A 20,827-nucleotide genomic window follows, 5' to 3' on the forward strand; every position below is an offset into this window, starting at 1 on the left:
GGTCCTGGAGCTCGCTGCCCTGGAGCTTGCGGGCGAGGTTGGACGGCATCGCGAACTCGACGTCCTCGTCCACCACAAGCACCGTGTCGACCTCGGTGGTCCCGCGGGCCTTGAACCAGTCGATGACCTCCTCGACCAGCACCTCGGGCGCGGAGGCCCCCGACGTGACGCCGACGGTCTCGACCCCCTCGAGCCAGGCGGGGTCGATCTCGGCGGCCTCGTCCACGAGGTAGGCCGGCACGTGTCGGTCCTTGCTCACCTCGACCAGCCGCTTGCTGTTGGACGAGGTCTGCGAGCCGACGACGAGGATGAGGTCACAGCGCTCGGCGAGCACCTTCACCGCGTCCTGTCGGTTCTGGGTCGCGTAACAGATGTCGTCCTTCTTGGGGTTGTGCAGCAGCGGGAAGCGCTGGCGCAACCGGTCGACGACCCCGGCGGTCTCGTCCATCGACAGGGTGGTCTGGGTGATGTAGGCCACCTCGGCGTCGTCGTCGAGCTCGAGCGCGTCGACGTCCTCGGGGGTCTCGACCAGGCTGATCGAACGCGGCGGCGCCTGCCCCATCGTGCCGACGACCTCCTGGTGGCCCTCGTGCCCGATCAACACGATGTCCTTGCCGTCGCGGGCGTAGCGCCGCGCCTCGTGGTGGACCTTGGTGACCAGCGGGCAGGTCGCGTCGATCAGGGAGTGGCTCAGCTGTTGGCTGTTGGCGAACGCTTCGGGCGGCGAGCCGTGCGCCGAGAACACCACGACCTCACCCTCGGGGACCTCGGTCTCGTCCTCGACGAAGATCGCGCCCTTGCGCTTGAGCGACTCGACCACGTGCTTGTTGTGGACGATCTCGTGACGGACGTAGACGGGCGCGCCGTAGGCCTCGAGCGCCTTCTCGACGATGAGGACGGCACGGTCGACGCCGGCGCAGAAACCGCGCGGAGCCGCGAGCAGGAGGGTGGTGGGAGCCATGCTCCGAGGGTAGCGAGGGCCTCGTGGACGCGGCCGCGTCAGCCGTCCGGCACCGCCGGGGGCTCGGGCCTGGCGCGATCGACAGCGATGTCACCCTCTCCCCGCGCCCAGGCCGTGATGCGGTCCGCCGCCCGTCGCGGGTCCTCGGCGATGATCATCAGCACATCGCCCGAGAGCAGGACGGTGTCGCCGCGCGGGACGACCACCTGCTCGTCACGTGCGATCGCCACGAGGAGCATGCCGGACGGCAGCGGGACGTCGCGGAGCCAGCGTCCGGCCACGAGCAGATCATCGGTGAGCATGGCCTCGACGAGGTCGGCGTCGACGTCGTCCAGCGGCAGTGCCTCGGCCACCGGCGCCCACGCGCGGCGCGACGAGGTCACGCCGAGCCACTCGATGACCTTCGTGATCGTCGTCCCCTGGAGCAGGATCGAGACCAGGACGACGAAGAACACGATGTCGAAGACGTACAGGGCATCCTCGTACCCCGCGGTGATCGGGAAGGTCGCCAGGACGATCGGTACCGCACCACGCAGGCCGCCCCAGCCGAGCACCGCCTGTTCGCGCGGCGGCAACCGGAACGGCAGCAGGCAGAGCAGGACCGTGATCGGCCGCGCCACGAAGGTCAGGAGCACGGCGACCAGCAGCCCGGCAGCAGCCACACCCGGAAGCTGGGTCGGGAAGACGAGCAGACCGAGCATGAGGAACAGCCCGATCTCGGCCACGTTGGCCAACCCCTCGTGGAAGTCACGGATGCTGCGCCGGCGACGGTCGACCTTCGCCCCGACGAGGACGCCCGCCAGGTACACCGCGAAGAAGCCGGACCCGCCGAGCATGGCCGCGAGCCCGTACGCCACCCCGGCGACCGCGAGCGCCAGGACGGGGTACAGGGCGTCGGCGCTGAGTCGGACCCGGCGCAGCACGACCACCCCGAGCATGCCGATCCCGCCTCCGACCGCGATACCGACGACCGGCTGGAGCAGCGCGAGCTGCAGCACGTTGGCGGTGTCGGCGCCCCCCACAGCGAACTCGACCACCGTCAGGGTGATGACGATGGCGATCGGGTCGTTCGCCCCGGACTCCACCTTCAGGATCGCCGCGAGCCGCCGCGGCAGGCGGATGCCACGGAGCATGGCGAAGACGGCAGCGGCATCGGTGGACCCGACCACGGCTCCGATCAGCGCCGCGGTGGCCACCTCGACGTCGAGCAGCAACCAGACGCCGAACGCCGTGATCGCCGAGGTGAGCAGGACCCCGACGGTCGCGAGGAGGGACGCCGGACCTGCCGCCCGCCGCAGGTCGGTGGGCTTCGTGGTGAGGCCACCGTCGAACAGGATGACGAGGAGGGCCACGACACCGAGGTTCTGGACGACGGACGGATCGCTGAGCTGGATGATCGCGAGCCCGTCGTCACCGACGAGCATCCCGATGCCGAGGAACAGCAGTGCTGACGGGGTCTGCACCCGACGGGTGACGCCGGCGACGAGCACCGCGAACGCGAGCAGGACGGCCGCGATGAGGACGACGGGGTCGACGGGGAGGCCGTCGGACATCACCACCTCCTGCCGGCTCGTTCGCGTCCGGGCTGCGGACCCTACCCGCGGGTCGACCCGGGTTCGGCGGCCGACGTGGCAGACTGCGTGACGGCCCGGTCACCGACCGGGCCGTCAACGCGCCGGCCCGCAGACGTCACGGGCAGCGCCGGAGGCAGCGGTGCACATCATCATCGGCGGCTGCGGCCGGCTCGGTGCCGGGATCGCGGAACAGCTCTCCCTCGACCGCGACACCGACGTCGTCATCCTCGACGTCGACCCCCTCGCCTTCGACCGGCTGGGATCGGCGTTCAACGGCGAGACGCTCGTCGGGGACTGCACGGACCGCGACGTGCTCGAGCGGGCCGGGGTGGCCAAGGCCGATGGCCTGCTCGCCGTCACGCGCTCCGACAACGCCAACCTGATGACGGTGGAGATCGCCACCCACCTCTACGACGTCCCGCGGACCATCGCCCGGCTGTTCGACCCCGAACGCGAGGGCATCTACCGCAAGCTCGGGGTCCGGTACGTATCCGGCACGAACACCATCGCCAAGCTGTTCCTCAACGAGTTCCGCGAGGAGAGCTTCCCGCTGCACGTGCACTTCGCCGACAGCAACGTGCACCTGGTCGACCTCGAGGTCGACACCGGGGGGCACGGCATGATCGTCGAGGAGTTCGAGGTCGACGGGCTCCTGCGGATCGCCGCGATCCACCGGGGGGCCCGGGTCTTCATCCCCGACCGCACCGACCGGCTCGAACGCGACGACGTGGTCACGGCCGCGATGAAGCCCAGCGCGGTGCGGGCCCTGTCCGGCCTCGTGCGCGATCCCTACGGCCGTCCACGGGCCAGCTGAGGAGCGCGAGGTGTACATCGTCATCGCCGGAGGCGGCCGGATCGGCCGCTACATCGCCCGTGACATGATCGAGAAGGGCCACGACGTCACCGTCATCGAACGCATCGCGTCACGGTGCGAGGAACTGGTGGTGGAGACCGACGTGCTGGTCATCGAGGGCGACGCCTGCGACGTCCAGTACCTCGAGCAGGCGCACACCGACCGTGCCGACGCGTTCGTGGCCACCACCCACGAGGACGACGACAACCTCGTCGCGTGCCAGCTCGCCCGCATCGAGTTCGACGTGAAGCGCTCGATCAGCCGGGTCAACTCCCCCAAGAACGTCGAGATCTTCGAGGCCCTCGGGATCGAACCGGTGTCGTCCACCCGGCTCATCTCCGAGCTGCTCGAGAACGAGTTCTCCGTCGGGGAGCTGATCCACCTCACCAGCCTCAAGGGTGGACGCGTCGGGCTGGTCGAGCTGCGCATCCCCGAGGGTGCGAGCGCCCCACCACCACGCAAGGTCGAGGACATCAAGCTGCCCCACGAGGCCATCCTGGTCTGCATCTTCCGCGGCGACGAGACCGTCATCCCGCACGGCGCGACCGTCATCGAGCCCGGTGACGAGGTGGTCGCGCTGACCACACCGGATCTGGAGCCTGCCCTCGCGGCCGCCCTGCTCGGCACGGGCTGATGGAGCGCAGCCGGCAACGGTCCTACCTCCAGGCCGCCCTACGCGGCGTGGCGCTGATGCTCGGCCTCGCGCTGGCCGTCGGGCTCGTCGCGGCGGTCATCGCCGGTGCCCTCACGACGCTGGTGGCCTGAGGTGCTCCTCCGCCCCGGCGCCGACGATCTGCGGCTGATCGGCTACTACCTCGGCAAGGTCTTCCTCGGCCTGTCGCTGGTCATGGTCCTGCCCGCGCTCGTCGCCCTCGCCCGCGGTGAGTGGAACTCGTTGACCTCGTTCGTGATCGGCGCGGCGCTGTGCGCGTCGTTCGGGGCGGTCACCGAGGTGCGGTTGGCGACACGACGCCCGCTGACCTGGGCGCACGGCATGGTCACCGTGGCCCTGTCCTGGCTGCTCGGCGCCGTCCTGGCCGCGATCCCGCTGCACCTGTCCGGCCACTACGACGACCTGCTGTCCGCGGTCTTCGAGGCGATGTCGGGGCTCACCACCACGGGCCTGTCGGTCATCAACGACCTCGACCACACCACCATCTCGATGGACCTGTACCGCCACCTGCTGCACTTCGCCGGCGGTCAGGGGATCATCATCGTCGTGCTGTCGCTGTTCGCCGCCGGCGGTGGCGCCATCGGCACCCTCTACATCTCGGAGGGTCGTGACGAGCGCATCCTGCCGAACTTCATCCGTACATCGCGGTTCATCTTCCGCGTCGCGGCGACCTACGGCGTGCTCGGGATCACGGCCCTCTACCTCACCCTCCTGGCCGGCGGGTTCAGCCCGAGCCGTGCGTTCTACCACGGCGTGAACCTCTTCCTCGGCGCGTTCGACACCGGCGGGTTCTCGACGATGCAGGCCTCGGTGGCCTACTACCACTCGTGGAGCGTCGAGGCCGTGGTGGTGCTGCTCATGCTGGCGGGCGCGATCTCGTTCGGCCTGCACTTCCAGCTCTGGCACGGCGACCCCCGCCAGGTGCTGCGCCACATCGAGACCCGGACGCTCGCGGTTTCGACCAGCGTCCTGTTCGCCGTCGTCTGCTTCGGGCTGCTGCGCTCGGGCACCTACGACGGACCGGTCCCGTTGCTGCGCAAGGGCCTGTTCACCCTCATCGCCGCCATGTCGAGCGCCGGCTACCAGGTCAACGACGGGACGACCTACCTCAGCGACTGGGGGGTGCTGGCCCCCGCCGCGATCGTGGCCGCCATGGCCATCGGGGGGATGGCGTCGTCGACGGCCGGCGGGATCAAGGCGCTCCGCGTCGGCATCGCCGCCAAGACCCTGATCCACGACGTCAAGAAGCTGCTCCAACCCGAGTCCGCCCTGGTCGTGACCAGCTACCACGCTGGGAAGCGCAAGATCCTGCGCGATAGCACCGCTCGGGCCGCGACGTCGGTGCTGCTGCTGTTCGTGGTCACCTACCTGATCGGAGCGCTCGTCGGTCTGGCGTACGGGGGGTACGACATCACCCAGACCCTCTTCGAGTCGGTCTCGGCCACCTCCAACATCGGCCTGTCGATCGGTGTGACCGAACCGTCGATGCCACGGGGTCTGATGGCGGTCTACATCGTGCAGATGTGGCTCGGCCGGCTCGAGTTCGTCGCCGTCTTCGCCCTGCTCGGCTACCTCGTGTCGCTCGCACGCGGGCGGGCGTCGACGTGAGCCCGCGCCAGGTCCACCGCCGCCGCCGCACCCGCGGTGTCCTCGTCCTGTTCGTGCTGCTCGTGGTCGTCGTGCTGGCAGGCACCGAAGCCCTCGTGCGGATCAAGCCGGTGGTCGACACCTCCGAGCTGGTCGTCGAGGGGCTGCCACCGCGGTCGGCGGCGGCAGCCGAGCCACGCACGTGCCTGCGCGGCGTGGACGCGTCCGGCGTCGAGAAGATCGTCGGCGAGCTCCGGCCCCACGAGCGGATCAGCTCGGGACAGGTCTACGCCTGCCCGCAGGCGTTCGACGGGGTGAGCGTCACCTACGCTGGCGAGGTGGTCGGTGACGTGCTGTACCGGGACGGGGGGGTCTGGGTCCAGGTCAACGACGACGACTACGCCCTCGAGCTCGGCCCGCTGGCACGCCACGACGAGCGCCGCGGCTTCAACAGCGGCCTGGCCGTGTGGCTCCCCGACGGTCTCCACGAGCAGATCTCGGGCGTCGGACGCCCCGATCGACGCGGTGACGTGCTGCTGATCGAGGGCACCGTGATGCGTGCCGACCCGGCAGACGGCGGCAGCCTCACCCTCCGAGCTGACACGGCCCGGATCGTCGCTCCGAGCGTCCAGCTCCCGGAGCCGGTCCACATCCCGCAGGCGATCGTGGCCGCCGTGATGGGGGTCGCGGCCGTCACCGCTCTGGTCTGGTCACGTCGCAACCGACGCCGCTGACCACGAGGCGGTCAGCGCTTGTCGGTCAGGCCCGCTTCCTGGGACGACGGGCAGAGGTGCTCGATCACGCACCGTTCGCACGCCGGACGGCGGGCGAGACAGGTGCGCCGGCCGTGGTGGATCAGCAGATCGGAGACCTGCAGCCACCGCTGACGTGGGAACAGCCGGGCGAGGTCGCGCTCGATGCGGACCGGATCGTCGGCGCGGGTGAACCGGAGCCGGCGTGACAGCCGGTGCACGTGGGTGTCGACCACGACGCCCTCGTGGCGACCGAAGCCGTTGGACAGCACCACGTTCGCGGTCTTGCGCGCCACACCCGGGAGCGCCAGCAGCTCCGGCATCGTGTCCGGCACCTCGCCACCGTGGGCCTCGAGCAGGTGGCGGGCGGTCGCCTGCAGGTTCTTGGCCTTCTGCCGGAACAGGCCGAGCGAGCCGATCAGCTGCTCGATGCGAGCGAGGTCGGCGGAGGCGACCGCTTCAGGATCCGGAAGTTCGGCGAACAGGACCTTGGTGACCTCGTTGACCTTCACGTCGGTCGACTGGGCCGACAGCATCGTGGCGACCAGCAGCTCCCAGCGCGAGGTGAAGTCCAGGGCGATGACGGCATCCGGTCCGAGCTCCTCGGCGAGCAGGTCGAGGATGACCGGTGCCCGGAGGGTCTTGCCCCGGTCGCGCGTCAGCGCACCCGCCGGGTCGGCGGGGGTCACGTCGGCAGCATCGGATGAGGACACGGGCGGCAGGCTACTGCCGGCTCACGCAGCCTCGATCGGCAGCGTCACGGTGAAGGTCGTCCCTTCGCCGACGGTGCTCTCCACCTCGATGCTGCCCCTGTGGCTCTCGACCGCGTGCCGGACGATGGCCAGACCGAGGCCGGTGCCGCCGCTGGCCCGGCTGCGTGCGGGGTCGACCCGGTAGAAGCGTTCGAAGATCCGCGACAGGTCCTGCGCTGGGATGCCGATGCCGGTGTCGCGGACCGTGATGATCTGCGATCCGCCCTCCGGCGTGACGAGGACCTCGACCCTGCCACCCTCGCGGTTGTACTGGACCGCGTTGGCGGCCAGGTTCTTGACGATCGCCTCGAGGTCGCCCGGCACCCCAGCGAGGTAGGCACGGTCCGGAGCGTCGATGGACAGCTCCACCCCGCGCTCCTCGGCACGATCGAGCAGCTCGACCGCCACGCGACGTGCGAGCTCGGCGACGTCGACCGGCACCCGTTCGAGGGGTCCGCGTTCCTCGAGTCGTCGCAGATCGAGCAGGTCGTGCACGAGCCGTGCCAGCCGGTCGGCTTCCGCATCCAAGCGACCGAGCAGCGGTCGCAGCCGATCGAGATCGCCGGCGTCGGCGGTCACACGCAACGCCTCCGCGAGGGTCCGGATACCGGTCACCGGCGTCTTGAGCTCGTGCGAGGCGTTGACGACGAAGTTGCGCCGGAGGTCCTCGATGCGCTGCTCGCGGGTCCGGTCGACCACGATCAGGAGGGCCTCGTCTCCGACCTGCGATGCGATGCCGCGCAGCTCGTGCTCGCCGTGGGTCGTGTCCACGGTCACGGGGACGCCGGTGAGCTGGACCTCCCGCACGGCTTCCGCCAGCGCTTCGCTCCCGACGGCTCGCAGCACCGTCACGTCGCCGGCATCGGTCGGCACGCCGAGCAGATCACGGGCGGCGGCGTTCGCCGACAACAGCCGACCATCGGACGAGAACAGCAGCGCGGGGCTGACGAGCGCGTCCACCAGCGCTCGACGCCACGGCCGTTCCCGAGCCAGCTTCGCACCGCGCCGTTCGTGCGCCGCCCCGAGCGCGTTGAGGAGGACGACGTGCTGTCCCCAGGCGCCCCGGTCACGGACCGGCAGGGCCGCGAACCGCTGGGTCGCCAACCACGAACTCGCACCGGCGGTCAACCTGCGGAGGCGGCGTCCGACGTCGGCTTGGACCGCCGCGATCGCGGACACGCTGAGGACCGCGGTCCAGACCAGCGCGAGGGGACGGTCCATACCGTCGCCGAGCAGGACCCCGCTGAGCGCGAGCAGCAGGATGGCCGCGACGCCCCACAGGCTCACGTGTCGGTGAACCGGTAGCCGACCCCGCGGACCGTCTGGATCCGCCGCGGGTCCTTCGGGTCCTCCTCGACGCGGGTCCGCAACCGGCGAACGTGGACGTCGAGCGTCTTGGTATCCCCGACGTAGTCGCTGCCCCAGACCTCGTCGATGAGCTGGCCCCGGGTCAGCACGCGACCGGCGTGCTCGAGCAGGTAGGCGAGCAGCTCGAACTCCTTCGGCGGGAGGTCGACCAGGTCACCGTCGACACGGACCTCGTGGCGAGCACGGTCGAGCCGGACCCCGGCCGCTTCGACGGGCGACTCATCGGCGAAGGCCGCACCGAGCGGAGCGCGTCGCAGGATCGCCTTGACGCGGGCGACCAGCTCGCGGGTCGAGAACGGCTTGGTCACGTAGTCGTCGGCGCCGAGCTCGAGCCCGACGACGCGGTCGACCTCGGCGTCACGCGCCGTCAGCATGATGATCGGCACGTCGGAACGGTTCCTCAGCGTCCGGCAGATCTCGGTGCCGGACACGCCGGGCAGCATCAGGTCGAGGATGACCAGGTCGGGCCGGACGCGTTCCCAGGTGGGCACGGCATCCGCGCCGTCCTTGACCCAGGCCACCTGGAAGCCTTCGGCCTCGAGGGTGATGCTCAGGGCCTCGGCGATGGACACCTCGTCCTCGACCAACAGCAGCTTCGGCACGGCGTTCGTCTCCAGGATCCGGCCAGCAGCCTACGGCGCGGAGCGCGCGCTCAGTCGCCGACCTCGACGCGCTCCCCGGTGACGGCGAACGTGCTGTGTTGCGCGAACGAGACCCCGTGATCGGCGATGCGCTCCCAGTAGCGGGCGAGCTGGGCCAGCGACATGGCCTCGGCGGGGCTCTCGACGTCGTCCGCGTGTTCGAGGAGGGAGACGGCGAGCGCATCGACCGTCTCGTCGGCCTCGTCGAGTTCACGGACCGCGAGCCCGTCGCGCGAGCGCCAGGCGTCGACACCCTGGCGGAAGACCTCGCTGGCACGGCGTCCGAGGTCCTCGGCCTGGAGCCGGATCTCCTCCGGCAGCTCACGTGGGTCGACACGCTCGAGGGTCTCGGCGACGTGTCGCAGCAGGGCGGCAGAGCGTTCGACCGACGTCACGAGGCGGAGCATCGCGACCAGCCGGCGCAGGTCGCCCGCGACCGGTGCTTCACGCGCCAGGACGAGGAAGCCCTGGGTCTCGACCCGTCGCACCCGCTCGCGCACGTCGGCGTTGACGGCGCGTGTCTCGGCGATGCACGCGCGGTCGGCCGCGACCCACGCACGCGTCACCCTCGGGAGCGCGGCGCTGACCAGGAGCGCGCCGCCCACGAGTTCGTCGTCGATCTCGTCGAGCCAGCCGTGGAAGTGACCACGGGCAGCCGGGTGCGCGTCGTGGAGCGAGGGCAGGGACCCGTACGTCGGTTCGTCGGTCACGGTCAGTTCCGCTCGGAGTAGCGGTTGCGGATGTAGATCGCTACCGCGTTCATGGACAGGAGGATCGCGAGCAGCACGACGATGCCAGCCGCGGCGAGGATCCGGAACTCCTCCTGCGGTCGCGACAGGTAGCTGTAGATCTGGATCGGGAGCGCGGTGAACTCCGCCATCAACCCGTCGGGGACGAAGGTGATGAAGGTCAGCGCGCCGAGGAGGAGCAGGGGTGCCGCTTCGCCGATGGCTCGGGACAGGGCGAGGATCGTGCCCGTGGCGATGCCGGGGATGGCCGACGGCAGCACCAGGCGACGCACCGTCTGCCACGGCGTGGCCCCGAGCGCCAGCGACCCGAGGCGCAGCGAGTTCGGCACCGAACGGATCGCCTCACGGGAGGAGATGATGACCACCGGCAGCACGAGCAGCGACAGGATGAGTCCGCCGGCCAGGACGACGAACCCGAGGCCGACCGGACCCCGGACCAGGAAGGCGAGCCCGAGGATGCCGTACACGATCGAGGGGACGGCGGCGAGGTTCTGGATGTTGATCTCGATGACGCGGTTCCACCACCTGGAGCCGTCGGCGTACTCCTCGAGGTAGACGGCGGCACCGACCCCCACCGGCACGACCGTCACCACGACGACCCCCATCAGCCAGAGGGTGCCGAAGATGGCGGACCGGAAGCCGGCGGTCTCGACCCGGATGGTCGAGGGGAACTGTGTCAGCAGGTTCGCGTCGAGACGCCCCGTGCCGAGGACGAACACCTGGATCAGCAGCGCGATCAGGACGGCGATGGCGAGCACGAAGCTGCCGAGCAGGGCCAGGGAGAACCCCCGCTCCTTGAGCATCGTGACCCCGCGGCGGGTCCGGGCGAAGGGTGATGCGGCCGCGGCCGCGGTGGTGACGCTCACTCGTAGACCTCCCGGAAGCGGCGGACCAGGCGGATGCTGAACAGGTTCATCACGAGCGTCGCGAGGAACAGCAGCGCACCGACCGCGAAGATCGTCTGGTAGCCGACCGAGCCGGTCGACAGGTCACCGATGCCCGCCTGGCCGATGAAGGAGGTCATCGTCTGCATGCCCTCGGTGGGGTTCAGGGTGAGTCGAGCGGTCCCCCCGGCCGCGATCAGGACGATCATGGTCTCGCCGATGGCGCGGGAGACACCGAGCACCATCGCCGCCACGATGCCGGAGATGGCGGCGGGCAGCACCACCTTGAGCGTCGTCTGGAGCTTGGAGGCGCCGAGCCCGCTCGAGCCCTGGCGCAACGCCATCGGCACCGATCGCAGGGCGTCCTCGGAGAGCGAGGCGATCGTCGGCACGATCATGAACCCCATGACGAGCCCCGCAGCCAACGCGCTGAACGTGCCCGGTTCCCCGCCGAGGAAGTCGCCGGGCCAGAACCGTTGGAGCAGGTCGGGGCCGACGAACTCCAGCGCGAAGAACCCGTAGACGACCGTCGGGATCCCGGCCAGCACCTCCAGCAGCGGCTTGAGCCACTTCCTCGCGCGGGCCGGGGCGTACTCGCTGAGGTAGATCGCCGCCAGGAGACCGATCGGGATGGCCACCGCGAGGGCGATCACGGTGATCACCAGCGTGGCGGTCACCAGCGGGAGGACACCGAACTCGCCGTTGGCGAACAGGGGTGACCAGGTCGTGCCGGTGAGGAACTCACCGAGACCGACGTTGTCGCGGAAGAAGGCGATGGTCGGGGGGAAGATCGACAGCACGATCGCGACCGTGGTGACCACCGATATCGCCGCGCAGGCGCCGAGCAGCGCCTTGATGAGCCGCTCCCCGTACCGCGGCGAGGACGCCCGCAGGGAGATGTCCCCACGGCCGCCCAGGCCGCCCGCTACCTCGCTGGTGCTGGCGCTCATCTGCCCCTCTGGTGGGTCGGAGGGGGCCAGCCGGTCGGCCGGCCCCCGGGTCGGACTCAGCTACCGGCGAGCTCGTCGACCTTGGCCTGTGCCTCAGCGGCCTGCTCGTCCGTCAGCGGCACGAACAGCGCGGTGGTGGAGATCTCCTCCTGGTTGGAGATGGTGTACTCCATGAAGGCGACGACCTCCGGACGGTCGAGCGCGACGTCCGAGGGGTACATGAACAGCGGGCGCCCGAGCGGGGTGTAGCTGCCGTCCTGCACGGTCTCGACGGTGGCCTCGACGCATCCGTCACCACCGTCGACCTGCAGGGCCTTCAGGGTGTCGACGTTCTCCTCGGCGTACGAGAGGCCGAAGAACCCGAGGCCGCCCTCCGAACCGCTGACGCCCTGGACGGTGACGTTGTCGTCCTCTGAGGCGTTGTAGTCGGTGCGGATCGCCCCCGACTCACCGTTGATCTCCTCGGTGAAGTAGTCGAAGGTCCCCGAGTCGGTCCCGGCGCCGTAGAGGTCGAGCGGGAGGTCGGGGAAACCGTCACGGACCTCGGACCAGTTGCTGATGGTGCTGTCCGGACCCCAGATGGCGTTGAGCTCCTCGACGGTGAGGCACTCGACGAAGTCGTTGCTGACCGGGACGACGTTGACGAGCCCGTCGAGCGCGACCGAGAGCTCCTCGAAGGCGATGCCGTTCTCCTCACACAGGGCGGCTTCCTCGTCCTTGATCGGCCGCGACGCCTCGGAGATATCGGTCTCGCCGTTGCAGAACTTCTCGAAGCCGCCGCCGGTGCCGGACACCCCGACCGTCACCTGCACGTCGGGGTTCTGCTCCATGAACAGCTCGGCCGCGACCTCGCCGAACGGCGCGACCGTCGAGGAACCGTCGATCCGGACCGAACCGCTGGTCCCATCGCTCTCGGCCCCGGCGGGTTCGCCCTCGGCGGTGGTGTCGGATGCAGCCTCCTGCTGGGTCGTGCCGCCGCACGCGGCGGCGAAGAGGGCGATGGCGGCGACCGGGGCGGCCAGCCGCCGGGTGCGCTGGGAGAGTCGCACGGTTGGTGCTCCTTGGGTGGAGGTGGAGCTCCTACGACCGTCGTAGGAGCTGAGAGCGACGGTACGAGCGCCGAGATGCCGTCCTCTGTCGCCCCGCTGAACGCTCGGTGAACGGCGACGGAACCCCTCGCGATGCGAGGGCGGTGGTCTCAACCGAAACGGCCGGTGATGTAGGCCTCGGTACGCGGATCGGAAGCCGTCGTGAACAACGTCTCGGTGCGGTCGAACTCGACCAGCTCCCCGGTTCGACTCCCAGTGGTGTCGTCCACGTCGACCGACAGGAACGCGGTCCAGTCCGAGATGCGCGCGGCCTGCTGCATGTTGTGGGTGACGATGACGATCGAGTAGTCGCGCACCAGATCGCGCATGAGGTCCTCGATCTTCAAGGTCGCGATCGGGTCGAGCGCCGAGCACGGTTCGTCCATCAGGATGACGTCGGGCTCGGTGGCGATCGCACGGGCGATGCACAGACGCTGCTGCTGACCGCCGGACAGCGCGAGCCCGGATTCGCCGAGCTGATCCTTGACCTCGTCCCAGAGCGCGGCGCCACGCAGCGCGTTCTCGACGATGTCGTCGAGATCCGTCGGGCGGCCGCGCAGACGCGGCCCGTAGGCGACGTTGTCGTAGATCGACTTGGGGAAGGGGTTCGGCTTCTGGAAGACCATGCCGATGCGGCGCCGCACCTCCACCGGGTCGACGTCGCGCCCGTACAGTTCGTGTCCGTGGTAGGTCACGCGGCCGTCGACGCGGGCACCCTCGATCAGGTCGTTCATGCGGTTCAGGGTCCGCAACAGGGTCGACTTGCCGCACCCCGAGGGCCCGATCAGGGCGGTGATCTGCTTCTCGGGGATCGCGAACGAGATGTCGCGGACGGCCTCGAACGTCCCGTAGTGGACGCCGACACCGGACAGCTCGAACACGGCGTCCCTGATGGCGGCGGCGTGGCCCACCCCGTGCCGCTCGAACACGGAAGGGTCGAGTCCGGTCGTCGAGCGGGAGCCGGCGTCCGGTGGGGGTTCGGTCACGACGGCATCCTCGGGAGCGGAGTGGACGCGGGTGTCGGGCTGCATCGCGGCCTCGCGGTCTGGTCGGCGTTCGCCGGGTTCGTTGCTCGTTGCGGCAGTGTCACGGCGCTCGGTGAACGGCGGGTGAACGCGGGCTGACACCTCGGGGGCCGTCGGCTTGCACGGCGGGTACCTGGCCGGCGAGGCTGTGCACCACGGGACGGTCCACCTGGACCGCGCCGCTCGTGGGCCGCTCAGCGGGCCCGCTTGGGAGCACGCTCAGTGGCTGCAGCCGCACACGCCGACGGCGACCGCGGTGGCCACATCTGGGACAAGGACCGCGAGGCGATCTCCGCCGACGGGACCCGGATCCGCTACACGGTCCTGTCGGCCGACGGCGACCTGCCGTGGCTCGTGCTCTGCCCCGGGTTCATGTGTCCCGACAACTTCTGGGCCACGCTCGGCCCGACCCTGGCCGAGTCCCACCGGGTCATCGTCCTGAACTACCGCAGCATGGGCGCGTCGGGCGATCCGCGACCGCCCGGGTACCGCACCCGCCACCTCAAGCCCACCGACTACACCATCGATCGCATGGCCGACGACGTGCAGGCGGTGCTCGAGGCCGAGGACGCGCACGACGCCGTCGCGGTCGGCCACTCGATGGGCTGCCAGGTCGCACTCCAGCTGTGGCGACAGGCACCGGAACGCATCGCGTCGCTGGCGCTGGTCACCGGGCCGTACGCGTCACCGCTGCACACCTTCTACGGCAGCAAGATCGGGGTGCACCTGTTCCCGTTCGCCTACTACGGGATCCCGCTGCTGCCCCGACCCGTCCAGCGCGCGATCACCCGGCTACCGCGCCTGCCCGGCGCCATGCCGATCGCGCGGCTGGCCCGCGCGCTCGGCCCGCTCACCCCCGACGACGGGATGGACCTCTACTTCCAGCACTTCGGGGAGGTCGACCCGCTCATCATCCTCAAGATCGTCCGCGGCATGCACGAGTTCGATGCCGGGCCGTGGTTGTCGGAGGTCGACGTCCCCGTCCTCATCCTCGTCGGCGGGCGGGACACCTTCTGCCCACCCGAGCTCGGAGAGGCCATGCTCGCGGTGCTCCCGCACGCCGAGCTCGGCCTGATGCCGGACGCCACGCACGGCGCACCGATCGAGCTCCCGCTGGAGATCGCCGACCGCATCAGCGACTTCCTCCACCGCCACCTCGGGCGCGAGGCAACCGAACCCCTCGGCGATCCGGGGATGATCACACCGCCACGCGCGGTGGCCCGCGCCATCCGCCCCGCCTGACCGAGGACCGGCTCAGCAGGCACCGCGCGCATCGGCCCGGTCGCCGAGGGCGGTGAGCGCCGCACCGAGGTCGCGCAGCCGGTCGGGGACCGCCGTGTAGTTCACGTACCGGCCGCACCGCTCCCCCACCACCAGACCTGCTTCGCGCAGGACCTTGAGGTGGTGGGAGACGGTGGGCTGGCCGACCCCGAGCTCGTCGACGAGGTTGCCGCAGGTGCAGACGTCCCGATCGGCGAGGTGGTGCAGCAGCTGACGTCGCACGGGATCGGCCAACACCGCCAGCGCATCGAGGGCATCGACCGTGCTGATGGACGTCGTGGTCACGGGGGCTCCTCGGGCAGTGGGACCGTCGCCGGTCCGTGGGTGTCGCTGACGATCAGCAGCAGGCGGCGGCGGGGACGGCGTCGCCACGGTCCGACGTCATGCGGTCGGCGTCGGCGAGGACGGTGTAGACCTCCCAGCGCGCCCCGTCGGGGTCGGCGACCCAGACCTTGTCCTGGGTGGCGTAGCAGCAGGACTCGTCACGCCGCTCGTCGATCGGCAACCCGTGATCGACCAGCCGCGCCGTCGCGCCCTCCACCTCGTCGGTGCCGGCCACCTCGACGCCGAGGTGGTTCAGCGTCCCGCCCTCCGAGCCTTCGATCAGGACCAGCTTGAGCGGGGGGTCGGCGACCGCGAAGTTCGCGTACCCGGGGCGCACCTTGGCGGGCTGGCTGTCGAGGAGCGCACCGTAGAAGGCGATGGCGGCGTCGAGGTCGGTGACGTTGAGTGCGAGTTGTACGCGGGACATCCGGGGGTCCTCCGGTCGGGATTCGGTATCGGCGTTCGTCGATGAGTCGGACGCTACACATCCCATCGATGCCTGTCGATGCTACGACGGCGGGCGTGCGCAGAACGCATCGACGGTCATCGATATCGGACGCGCGCGAGACGGTCGTCGCACACCGAGACCACCAGCCCGCCGACAACGCCGGGCGGCCGGTCCGCGCCTGCCACAGGTGGGCGGCGAGCTCGTGGAACGTGAGCAGGTGCTGAGTTGTTAGTCTCCCGCGACCAGATCGCCCTGCATCGGCCCCGGCGACGACGGTCCACGGCGACCTCTCGGAGCACCCCTCGATGAGTCCCGCAACGTCGACCTTCAGAGGCCGGATGGCCCTCCCCACGTGGGTGCGGGTGCTCCTCGCGTTCGCGCTCCTCTACCTCTTCCTGATCGGCGTCGGGCTGCTCGAGGAGGGCATCCGTCAGTTCGGTGACGGGTTCGAGACCCAGGTGCTGGCCAGCGTCGGCAATCCGCTGGCCGGGCTGCTGGCCGGTATCGCGGCCACGGTGATCGTGCAGTCGTCGTCGATCTCGACGGCCACCATCGTTGGACTGGTCGGATCCGGCACCCTGCCGGTCAACCTCGCCGTGCCGATGATCATGGGCGCCAACATCGGCACGACGATCACCAACACGCTCGTGTCGCTCGGCAGCCTGCGGCGGCCGGTCGAGTTCCAGCGGGCGTTCGCCGCGGCGACGATGCACGACTTCTTCAACCTCATCGCGGTCGCCGTGCTGTTCCCGATCGAGCTGCTCACCGGCGTCCTGTCACGGACAGCGACATCGCTCGCCGGCGCGCTCTCCCGGGCCGGCATCGGCGGCGCCGAAGCCGACAGCCCCATCCGTACCGCGGTCAAAGCAGGACTCGCGGTGGCCGAGGGGCTGCTCGAGCGAGTCGTGAACCCCGGCGTGGGGCTCGGCGTGGTCATGCTGATCGTCGGGATCAGCGTGCTGTTCGCCTCGTTGCGGTTCGTCACGACCAACATGCGGGCGGTGATGGCCGGACGCATCGAGCAGGCCATGAACCGGCTGCTCGACCGCGGTGGTGGCCTGCCAGGCATCCTCATGGGCATCCTCATCACGCTCGCGGTGATGACCTCGACGATCACCACCTCGATCCTGGTGCCCATGGTCGCCGCCGGCGTGCTCACCGTTCGGAACGCCTACCCGGTCACGCTCGGCGCCAACATCGGCACGACCGCCACGGCGCTCCTCGCCGCGCTCGCCGTCGACCAGCCGACAGCGCTGGTCATCGCCCTCGTGCACCTGCTGTTCAACCTGACGGCGATCGCCCTGATCTACCCGGTACCGGCCATCCGGTACGTCCCCGTCCGGCTCGCGGAACGGTTGTCGCGCGCAGCGGTGAAGAACCGCAGTTTGGTCGGCGTCTACGTGGCCGGACTGTTCATCGTCACGCCGTTCGTCGGCGTCTTGCTCCTCGGCTGACAAGGAACCCCCATGTCCTGGCGATCGCTGTTCTCCGGCGGCGGCGTGCTACGCGACGTCGAACAGCTCCTGGTCGACATGCTCCGGCTCGACCAGCGCAGCTACGAACTGGCACACCAGGCACTCCTCGAGGGTGGAGACGTCGCAGCGCTGCGTCGCGAAATCTCCGACACCGACCACCAGGTCAACCTCGCCGAGCAGCAGGTCCGTCGCCAGCTGGTCATCCACGCCTCGGTCAACGAGTCCATCGCCGACATCCCGGCCATGTTCGTCTACATGTCCATCGTCAAGGACATCGAACGGATCGGTGACTACGCCAAGAACATCCTGGACATCGCCCGCGCCCGCACCGGTCGCAGCGACCTCGGTGCCCTGGCGGAGGTCAGCATCCACCGCGAGCGGGTCGCCGAGCTCCTCGCCGAGGTGGCCGCGACGCTCGAACAGCGTGATGCTGACCGCGCCCAGCGGTTGCTCGATGCCAGCTACCCGAGCCTGGCCGAACTCGACCGGCTCGTCGACGAACTGACCATCAGCGACGAACCTGGACACGTCGTCGTTCCCCGTGCCCTGTACTACCGCTACCTCAAGCGGATCACCGCCCACCTGCAGAACGTTCTGACCTCGCTGACCGCACCGGTCGATCGGCTCGATTTCCAGGGGTAGAGGGCCAGAACGACCCCCGTTCGAGCCCGTCAGTAGGCGATCGAGGCGTACTGGCGCAGCTTGCTGAAGCGGTGGCGCGCCTCGATGAACCGGACGGTGCCGGACTTCGAGCGCATCACCAGCGACTGGGTCGTCGCACCGTTGCTGTGGAAGTGCACCCCGCGCAGCAGCTGCGACGAGGTGATCCCCGTGCAGGCGAAGAACGCGTCCTCACCGCGTACCAGGTCGTCGGCGGTCAACACCTGGTCGAGGTCGTAGCCGGCGTCGATCGCGCGTCCACGCTCCTCGTCGTTGCGGGTCCAGAGGCGACCGAGGTGTTCGCCGTCGAGGGCCTTGACCGCGCAGGCGGCGATGACGCCCTCCGGGGTCCCGCCGATGCCGAACATGAGGTCGACCTCGGGCCGGTCCTCCCACGCGGCCAGGATGGCTCCGGCGACGTCCCCGTCGGTGATCAGCTGCAGCCGGGCGCCAGCCTCGCGGACCTCGCGCTTGGCCTCCTCGTGCCGGTCCCGGTCGAGCATCATCACCGACAGGTCCCGGATCTCCTTGCCCTTGGCCTTGGCGATGGCCGCGAGGTTCTCCTTGAGCGGCGCATCGAGGTCGACCACACCCTTGGACTCGGCGCCGACGACGATCTTCTCCATGTAGACGCACGGGCCGGGGTCGAACATCATCCCCGCCGGTGCGGCGGCCATGACCGCGATCGCCCCGGGACGTCCCTCGGCCAGCAGCCGCGTCCCGTCGATCGGGTCGACGGCGATGTCGACCTTCGGTGCAGCTCCCGTGCCGACGGACTCGCCGTTGTAGAGCATCGGGGCCTCGTCCTTCTCGCCCTCCCCGATGATGACCGTGCCGTCCATCTCGACGGTGTCGAGCACCTGCCGCATGGCGTCGACGGCCGCCTGGTCGCCGTCCTCCTTGCTGCCGCGCCCCTGCCAACGTGCAGCGGCCAGCGCAGCCGCCTCGGTGACGCGGACGATCTCGATCGCGAGGTTGCGGTCCGGCTTCTCGATGTTCACGTGCACCTCCGAGTGCGCGGCCGGATCGGCCGGGACGGGACGCTCCGCACCCTAGTGACGCGGCCCCACCGGCCGGTCACCAGCGGCGGGGCCGCACGGTCCGGGGGAGGTCGGTCTCGAGGTCGGGCAGGCGGCCCGTCTCGGCCTGGCTTCGGAGGGCGTCGTTCTCGAACGCCACCCGGTCCCGCAGGCCCCCCGCAGCCCCGTTGAACAGCTGCTTGAGCAACCGCACCGTCGCGACGTCGCGCGTGGCCACCTCGGTCAACCAGGTACGGGCGGCAGCCTCGGCCGCACCGTCGGGGGTCAGACGCTGGACGAGCCCCGCGGCGTGCGCCTCCTGCGCCGACACGTCCCGTGTCGACAGGACCCAGTCCTTGGCCGTGCCGAGCCCGACCAGGCCCACCGTCCTCGCGACGCCGACGGGGATGCCGTAGCGAGCGCCGGGGAAGCGGAACGTCGCCCCCTCCCCCGCCGCCCGGAGGTCGCACGCAGCCGCCGCCTCGGCGCCGCCGCCGACCGCGTACCCCTCGATCGCCGCGGCCGTCGGCACCGGCAGGTTCGTCAGCAGCTCGTAGACGACCGTGAACAGCTCCATCCGGCGGCGTCCGTCCCCGGTGTCCTCGCGGACGTCGGCGCCCGCCGAGAAGTGACCGCCCGCCCCCGTGAGCAGCACCCCCCGCAGGGTGCCGTCGCCAGCGGCCTCGTCGAGGACCTCGGCGAGGCCGGCGAGCATCTCGGTGTCCATCGCGTTGCGCGCGTCCGGGCGGTCGAGGGTGACCCGAAGCAGCTCGCCTTCCGGCAGCGCTTCGCGCTCGGTGTGGACGGGACCGGGCACGGCGGCTCCTGATGGCGATCGGGGACGGGGGTGGGGGTGGCGTGGGCCGGAGGCTACGCCGCGCGTCGGGGACCGGTCAGCGCTGCCCGGGCCCGGACCCCGGCGTGGGTAGCCTCGCTGCCATGTCCGATGCCACGCGCGCTCGTCTGGCCCAGCTGGTCCGGCACAGCGATGCCGACCTCGCTGAGGCAGCGCTGCTGGTGGCCGCCGAGGCCGCGCCGGGCCTCCCGGTCGACGCGATGCTGTTGCGCATCGATGCGCTCGCCGACACCGTGCGGGTCGAGGGCTTCCGAGCCAGCGGTGATGACGCCCACGACGGGCCGGCGCTGGCCGCCGCGTTCGCCGCGCGGGGGTTCCGTGGCCACGAGGTGGACGGTCGCATCCCCGACGACGCCCTGCTCGACCGGGTCCTCGACCGGCGCGTGGGTCTGCCCATCACCCTGTCCATCCTGTACGTCGCGCTCGCCCGGCGCCTGCACGTGGGGGCGTTCCCGATCACGTTGCCCGGGCACGTGGTGGTCGGCATCAGCGGCGATGCACGCACCGTCGTCCTCGATCCCTTCCACGGCGGCATCGAGCTCGACGAGGCAGCCGTCGCCGCCCGGGTCGAGACCGCCACCGGGGGCCAGCTCGCCTTCCGCCGATCGATGCTGCGTCCCGCCACCGCCGCCACCGTCGTGCGGCGGCTGCTGAACAACCTCACGCGCGACTACACCCTCGCCAAGGCGCACCGGGACGCCCTCTGGAGCGTCGAGCTCAAGCTGGTGCTCCCGAACCGGCTGCCGGACGACCACCGGGTCCGCGGGCGCCTGCTCGACCAGCTCGGCCGCTTCGACGAGGCTGCAGCCGCCTACGAGGCCTACCTCGACCTCGTCGGTGGGGACGGCCCGGACGCCGCCGAGGTCCGCCACCACGCGATTCGCTCACGCGCCCGGCTGAACTGACC

Annotated in this window: 23 protein-coding genes; 9 read left to right on the top strand and 14 right to left on the bottom strand. The window is 70.4% G+C overall.

What is annotated here, in order from left to right; translation table 11 throughout:
- Together WEB03_RS07395 and WEB03_RS07400 are read right to left on the bottom strand one after the other, a co-directional pair.
- The coding region (locus WEB03_RS07395; RefSeq protein WP_368070307.1) for a 4-hydroxy-3-methylbut-2-enyl diphosphate reductase at positions 1-961 on the bottom strand (961 nt) is incomplete at its 3' end.
- 38 nt (positions 962-999) lie between these two features.
- Entirely contained in the window at positions 1,000-2,514 is a 1,515-nt protein-coding gene (locus WEB03_RS07400; RefSeq protein ID WP_368070308.1) for a potassium/proton antiporter, read from the bottom strand.
- Between the two features lie 160 nt (positions 2,515-2,674).
- On the opposite strand from WEB03_RS07400, the gene WEB03_RS07405 reads away from it, so the two are divergent.
- The 5 genes from WEB03_RS07405 to WEB03_RS07425 are packed head-to-tail and all read left to right on the top strand — an operon-like array spanning position 2,675 to position 6,382.
- Positions 2,675-3,349 (top strand): NAD-binding protein, encoded by a 675-nt coding sequence (locus WEB03_RS07405; protein WP_368070309.1) that lies wholly within the window; start codon positions 2,675-2,677, stop codon positions 3,347-3,349.
- Positions 3,350-3,359: 10 nt separating this feature from the next.
- On the top strand, positions 3,360-4,022 hold the full coding sequence (locus WEB03_RS07410; protein ID WP_368070310.1) for a TrkA family potassium uptake protein: 663 nt from the start codon (positions 3,360-3,362) through the stop codon (positions 4,020-4,022).
- A complete protein-coding gene (locus WEB03_RS07415; protein WP_368070311.1) occupies positions 4,022-4,153 on the top strand; it encodes a hypothetical protein in 132 nt (43 codons plus the stop codon). The genes WEB03_RS07410 and WEB03_RS07415 overlap by 1 nt, the downstream gene beginning before the upstream one ends.
- Position 4,154: 1 nt before the next feature.
- A complete protein-coding gene (locus WEB03_RS07420; protein WP_368070312.1) occupies positions 4,155-5,669 on the top strand; it encodes a TrkH family potassium uptake protein in 1,515 nt (504 codons plus the stop codon).
- Complete coding sequence (locus WEB03_RS07425) at positions 5,666-6,382, top strand: hypothetical protein (protein ID WP_368070313.1); 717 nt, start codon at positions 5,666-5,668, stop codon at positions 6,380-6,382. Before WEB03_RS07420 ends, WEB03_RS07425 begins: the two co-directional genes overlap by 4 nt.
- An 11-nt stretch (positions 6,383-6,393) precedes the next feature.
- Here WEB03_RS07425 and nth read toward each other — a convergent pair whose 3' ends face one another.
- From nth to pstB, 8 genes are all read right to left on the bottom strand, one after another.
- On the bottom strand, positions 6,394-7,062 hold the full coding sequence (nth, locus tag WEB03_RS07430; protein ID WP_368070328.1) for an endonuclease III: 669 nt from the start codon (positions 7,060-7,062) through the stop codon (positions 6,394-6,396).
- Between the two features lie 72 nt (positions 7,063-7,134).
- A complete protein-coding gene (locus WEB03_RS07435) occupies positions 7,135-8,439 on the bottom strand; it encodes a sensor histidine kinase (RefSeq protein ID WP_368070314.1) in 1,305 nt (434 codons plus the stop codon).
- Positions 8,436-9,122, bottom strand: a complete 687-nt coding sequence (locus WEB03_RS07440) for a winged helix-turn-helix domain-containing protein (RefSeq protein ID WP_368070315.1) — start codon at positions 9,120-9,122, stop codon at positions 8,436-8,438. The genes WEB03_RS07435 and WEB03_RS07440 overlap by 4 nt, the downstream gene beginning before the upstream one ends.
- A gap of 50 nt (positions 9,123-9,172) precedes the next feature.
- Positions 9,173-9,871: a phosphate uptake regulator PhoU gene (locus tag WEB03_RS07445; protein ID WP_368070316.1), complete on the bottom strand. Its 699-nt coding sequence runs from the start codon at positions 9,869-9,871 to the stop codon at positions 9,173-9,175.
- Positions 9,872-9,873: 2 nt separating this feature from the next.
- The gene (gene pstA, locus WEB03_RS07450; RefSeq protein WP_368070329.1) at positions 9,874-10,713 is read right to left on the bottom strand and encodes a phosphate ABC transporter permease PstA; all 840 of its coding nucleotides are present in this window, start codon (positions 10,711-10,713) and stop codon (positions 9,874-9,876) included.
- 59 nt (positions 10,714-10,772) lie between these two features.
- On the bottom strand, positions 10,773-11,744 hold the full coding sequence (gene pstC, locus WEB03_RS07455; RefSeq protein ID WP_368070317.1) for a phosphate ABC transporter permease subunit PstC: 972 nt from the start codon (positions 11,742-11,744) through the stop codon (positions 10,773-10,775).
- A 56-nt stretch (positions 11,745-11,800) separates the two neighbouring features.
- Positions 11,801-12,793 carry a PstS family phosphate ABC transporter substrate-binding protein gene (locus WEB03_RS07460; protein ID WP_368070318.1) on the bottom strand — a complete coding sequence of 331 codons (993 nt, stop codon included), beginning with the start codon at positions 12,791-12,793 and terminating at the stop codon, positions 11,801-11,803.
- Positions 12,794-12,942: 149 nt separating this feature from the next.
- Positions 12,943-13,863 (bottom strand): phosphate ABC transporter ATP-binding protein PstB, encoded by a 921-nt coding sequence (gene pstB, locus WEB03_RS07465; RefSeq protein WP_368070319.1) that lies wholly within the window; start codon positions 13,861-13,863, stop codon positions 12,943-12,945.
- Positions 13,864-14,079: 216 nt separating this feature from the next.
- On the opposite strand from pstB, the gene WEB03_RS07470 reads away from it, so the two are divergent.
- A complete protein-coding gene (locus WEB03_RS07470) occupies positions 14,080-15,099 on the top strand; it encodes an alpha/beta fold hydrolase (protein WP_368070320.1) in 1,020 nt (339 codons plus the stop codon).
- Between the two features lie 12 nt (positions 15,100-15,111).
- Here the strand turns inward: WEB03_RS07470 and WEB03_RS07475 are convergent, their stop codons facing one another.
- Together WEB03_RS07475 and WEB03_RS07480 are read right to left on the bottom strand one after the other, a co-directional pair.
- Positions 15,112-15,423 (bottom strand): ArsR/SmtB family transcription factor, encoded by a 312-nt coding sequence (locus WEB03_RS07475; RefSeq protein WP_368070321.1) that lies wholly within the window; start codon positions 15,421-15,423, stop codon positions 15,112-15,114.
- 52 nt (positions 15,424-15,475) lie between these two features.
- Positions 15,476-15,889, bottom strand: a complete 414-nt coding sequence (locus WEB03_RS07480) for an ArsI/CadI family heavy metal resistance metalloenzyme (protein ID WP_368070322.1) — start codon at positions 15,887-15,889, stop codon at positions 15,476-15,478.
- Positions 15,890-16,248: 359 nt separating this feature from the next.
- Between WEB03_RS07480 and WEB03_RS07485 the strand changes: the two genes are divergently transcribed.
- Positions 16,249-17,364 (top strand): Na/Pi symporter, encoded by a 1,116-nt coding sequence (locus WEB03_RS07485; RefSeq protein ID WP_368070323.1) that lies wholly within the window; start codon positions 16,249-16,251, stop codon positions 17,362-17,364.
- A gap of 12 nt (positions 17,365-17,376) precedes the next feature.
- Complete coding sequence (locus tag WEB03_RS07490) at positions 17,377-18,027, top strand: PhoU domain-containing protein (RefSeq protein ID WP_368070324.1); 651 nt, start codon at positions 17,377-17,379, stop codon at positions 18,025-18,027.
- Between the two features lie 29 nt (positions 18,028-18,056).
- On the opposite strand, the gene glpX is transcribed toward WEB03_RS07490, so the two are convergent.
- The gene (gene glpX / locus WEB03_RS07495; RefSeq protein WP_368070325.1) at positions 18,057-19,052 is read right to left on the bottom strand and encodes a class II fructose-bisphosphatase; all 996 of its coding nucleotides are present in this window, start codon (positions 19,050-19,052) and stop codon (positions 18,057-18,059) included.
- 70 nt (positions 19,053-19,122) lie between these two features.
- Complete coding sequence (locus WEB03_RS07500) at positions 19,123-19,881, bottom strand: enoyl-CoA hydratase/isomerase family protein (protein ID WP_368070326.1); 759 nt, start codon at positions 19,879-19,881, stop codon at positions 19,123-19,125.
- Between the two features lie 104 nt (positions 19,882-19,985).
- On the opposite strand from WEB03_RS07500, the gene WEB03_RS07505 reads away from it, so the two are divergent.
- Positions 19,986-20,825 (top strand): transglutaminase family protein, encoded by an 840-nt coding sequence (locus WEB03_RS07505; RefSeq protein WP_368070327.1) that lies wholly within the window; start codon positions 19,986-19,988, stop codon positions 20,823-20,825.
- The last annotated feature ends 2 nt before the right edge of the window (positions 20,826-20,827 follow it).

The organism is Nitriliruptor sp. (genome assembly GCF_040882075.1).
Taxonomy (GTDB): Bacteria; Actinomycetota; Nitriliruptoria; order Nitriliruptorales; family Nitriliruptoraceae; genus Nitriliruptor.

What these genes read in the sequence shown, in the direction of transcription:
- WEB03_RS07400 (WP_368070308.1), bottom strand. Translation starts at nt 2,514, where the DNA reads ATGTCCGACGGCCTCCCCGTCGACCCCGTCGTCCTCATCGCGGCCGTC.
- WEB03_RS07415 (WP_368070311.1), top strand. Translation starts at nt 4,022, where the DNA reads ATGGAGCGCAGCCGGCAACGGTCCTACCTCCAGGCCGCCCTACGCGGC.
- pstA (WP_368070329.1), bottom strand. Translation starts at nt 10,713, where the DNA reads ATGCTCAAGGAGCGGGGGTTCTCCCTGGCCCTGCTCGGCAGCTTCGTG.
- pstC (WP_368070317.1), bottom strand. Translation starts at nt 11,744, where the DNA reads ATGAGCGCCAGCACCAGCGAGGTAGCGGGCGGCCTGGGCGGCCGTGGG.
- pstB (WP_368070319.1), bottom strand. Translation starts at nt 13,863, where the DNA reads ATGCAGCCCGACACCCGCGTCCACTCCGCTCCCGAGGATGCCGTCGTG.
- WEB03_RS07480 (WP_368070322.1), bottom strand. Translation starts at nt 15,889, where the DNA reads ATGTCCCGCGTACAACTCGCACTCAACGTCACCGACCTCGACGCCGCC.
- WEB03_RS07485 (WP_368070323.1), top strand. Translation starts at nt 16,249, where the DNA reads ATGGCCCTCCCCACGTGGGTGCGGGTGCTCCTCGCGTTCGCGCTCCTC.
- WEB03_RS07490 (WP_368070324.1), top strand. Translation starts at nt 17,377, where the DNA reads ATGTCCTGGCGATCGCTGTTCTCCGGCGGCGGCGTGCTACGCGACGTC.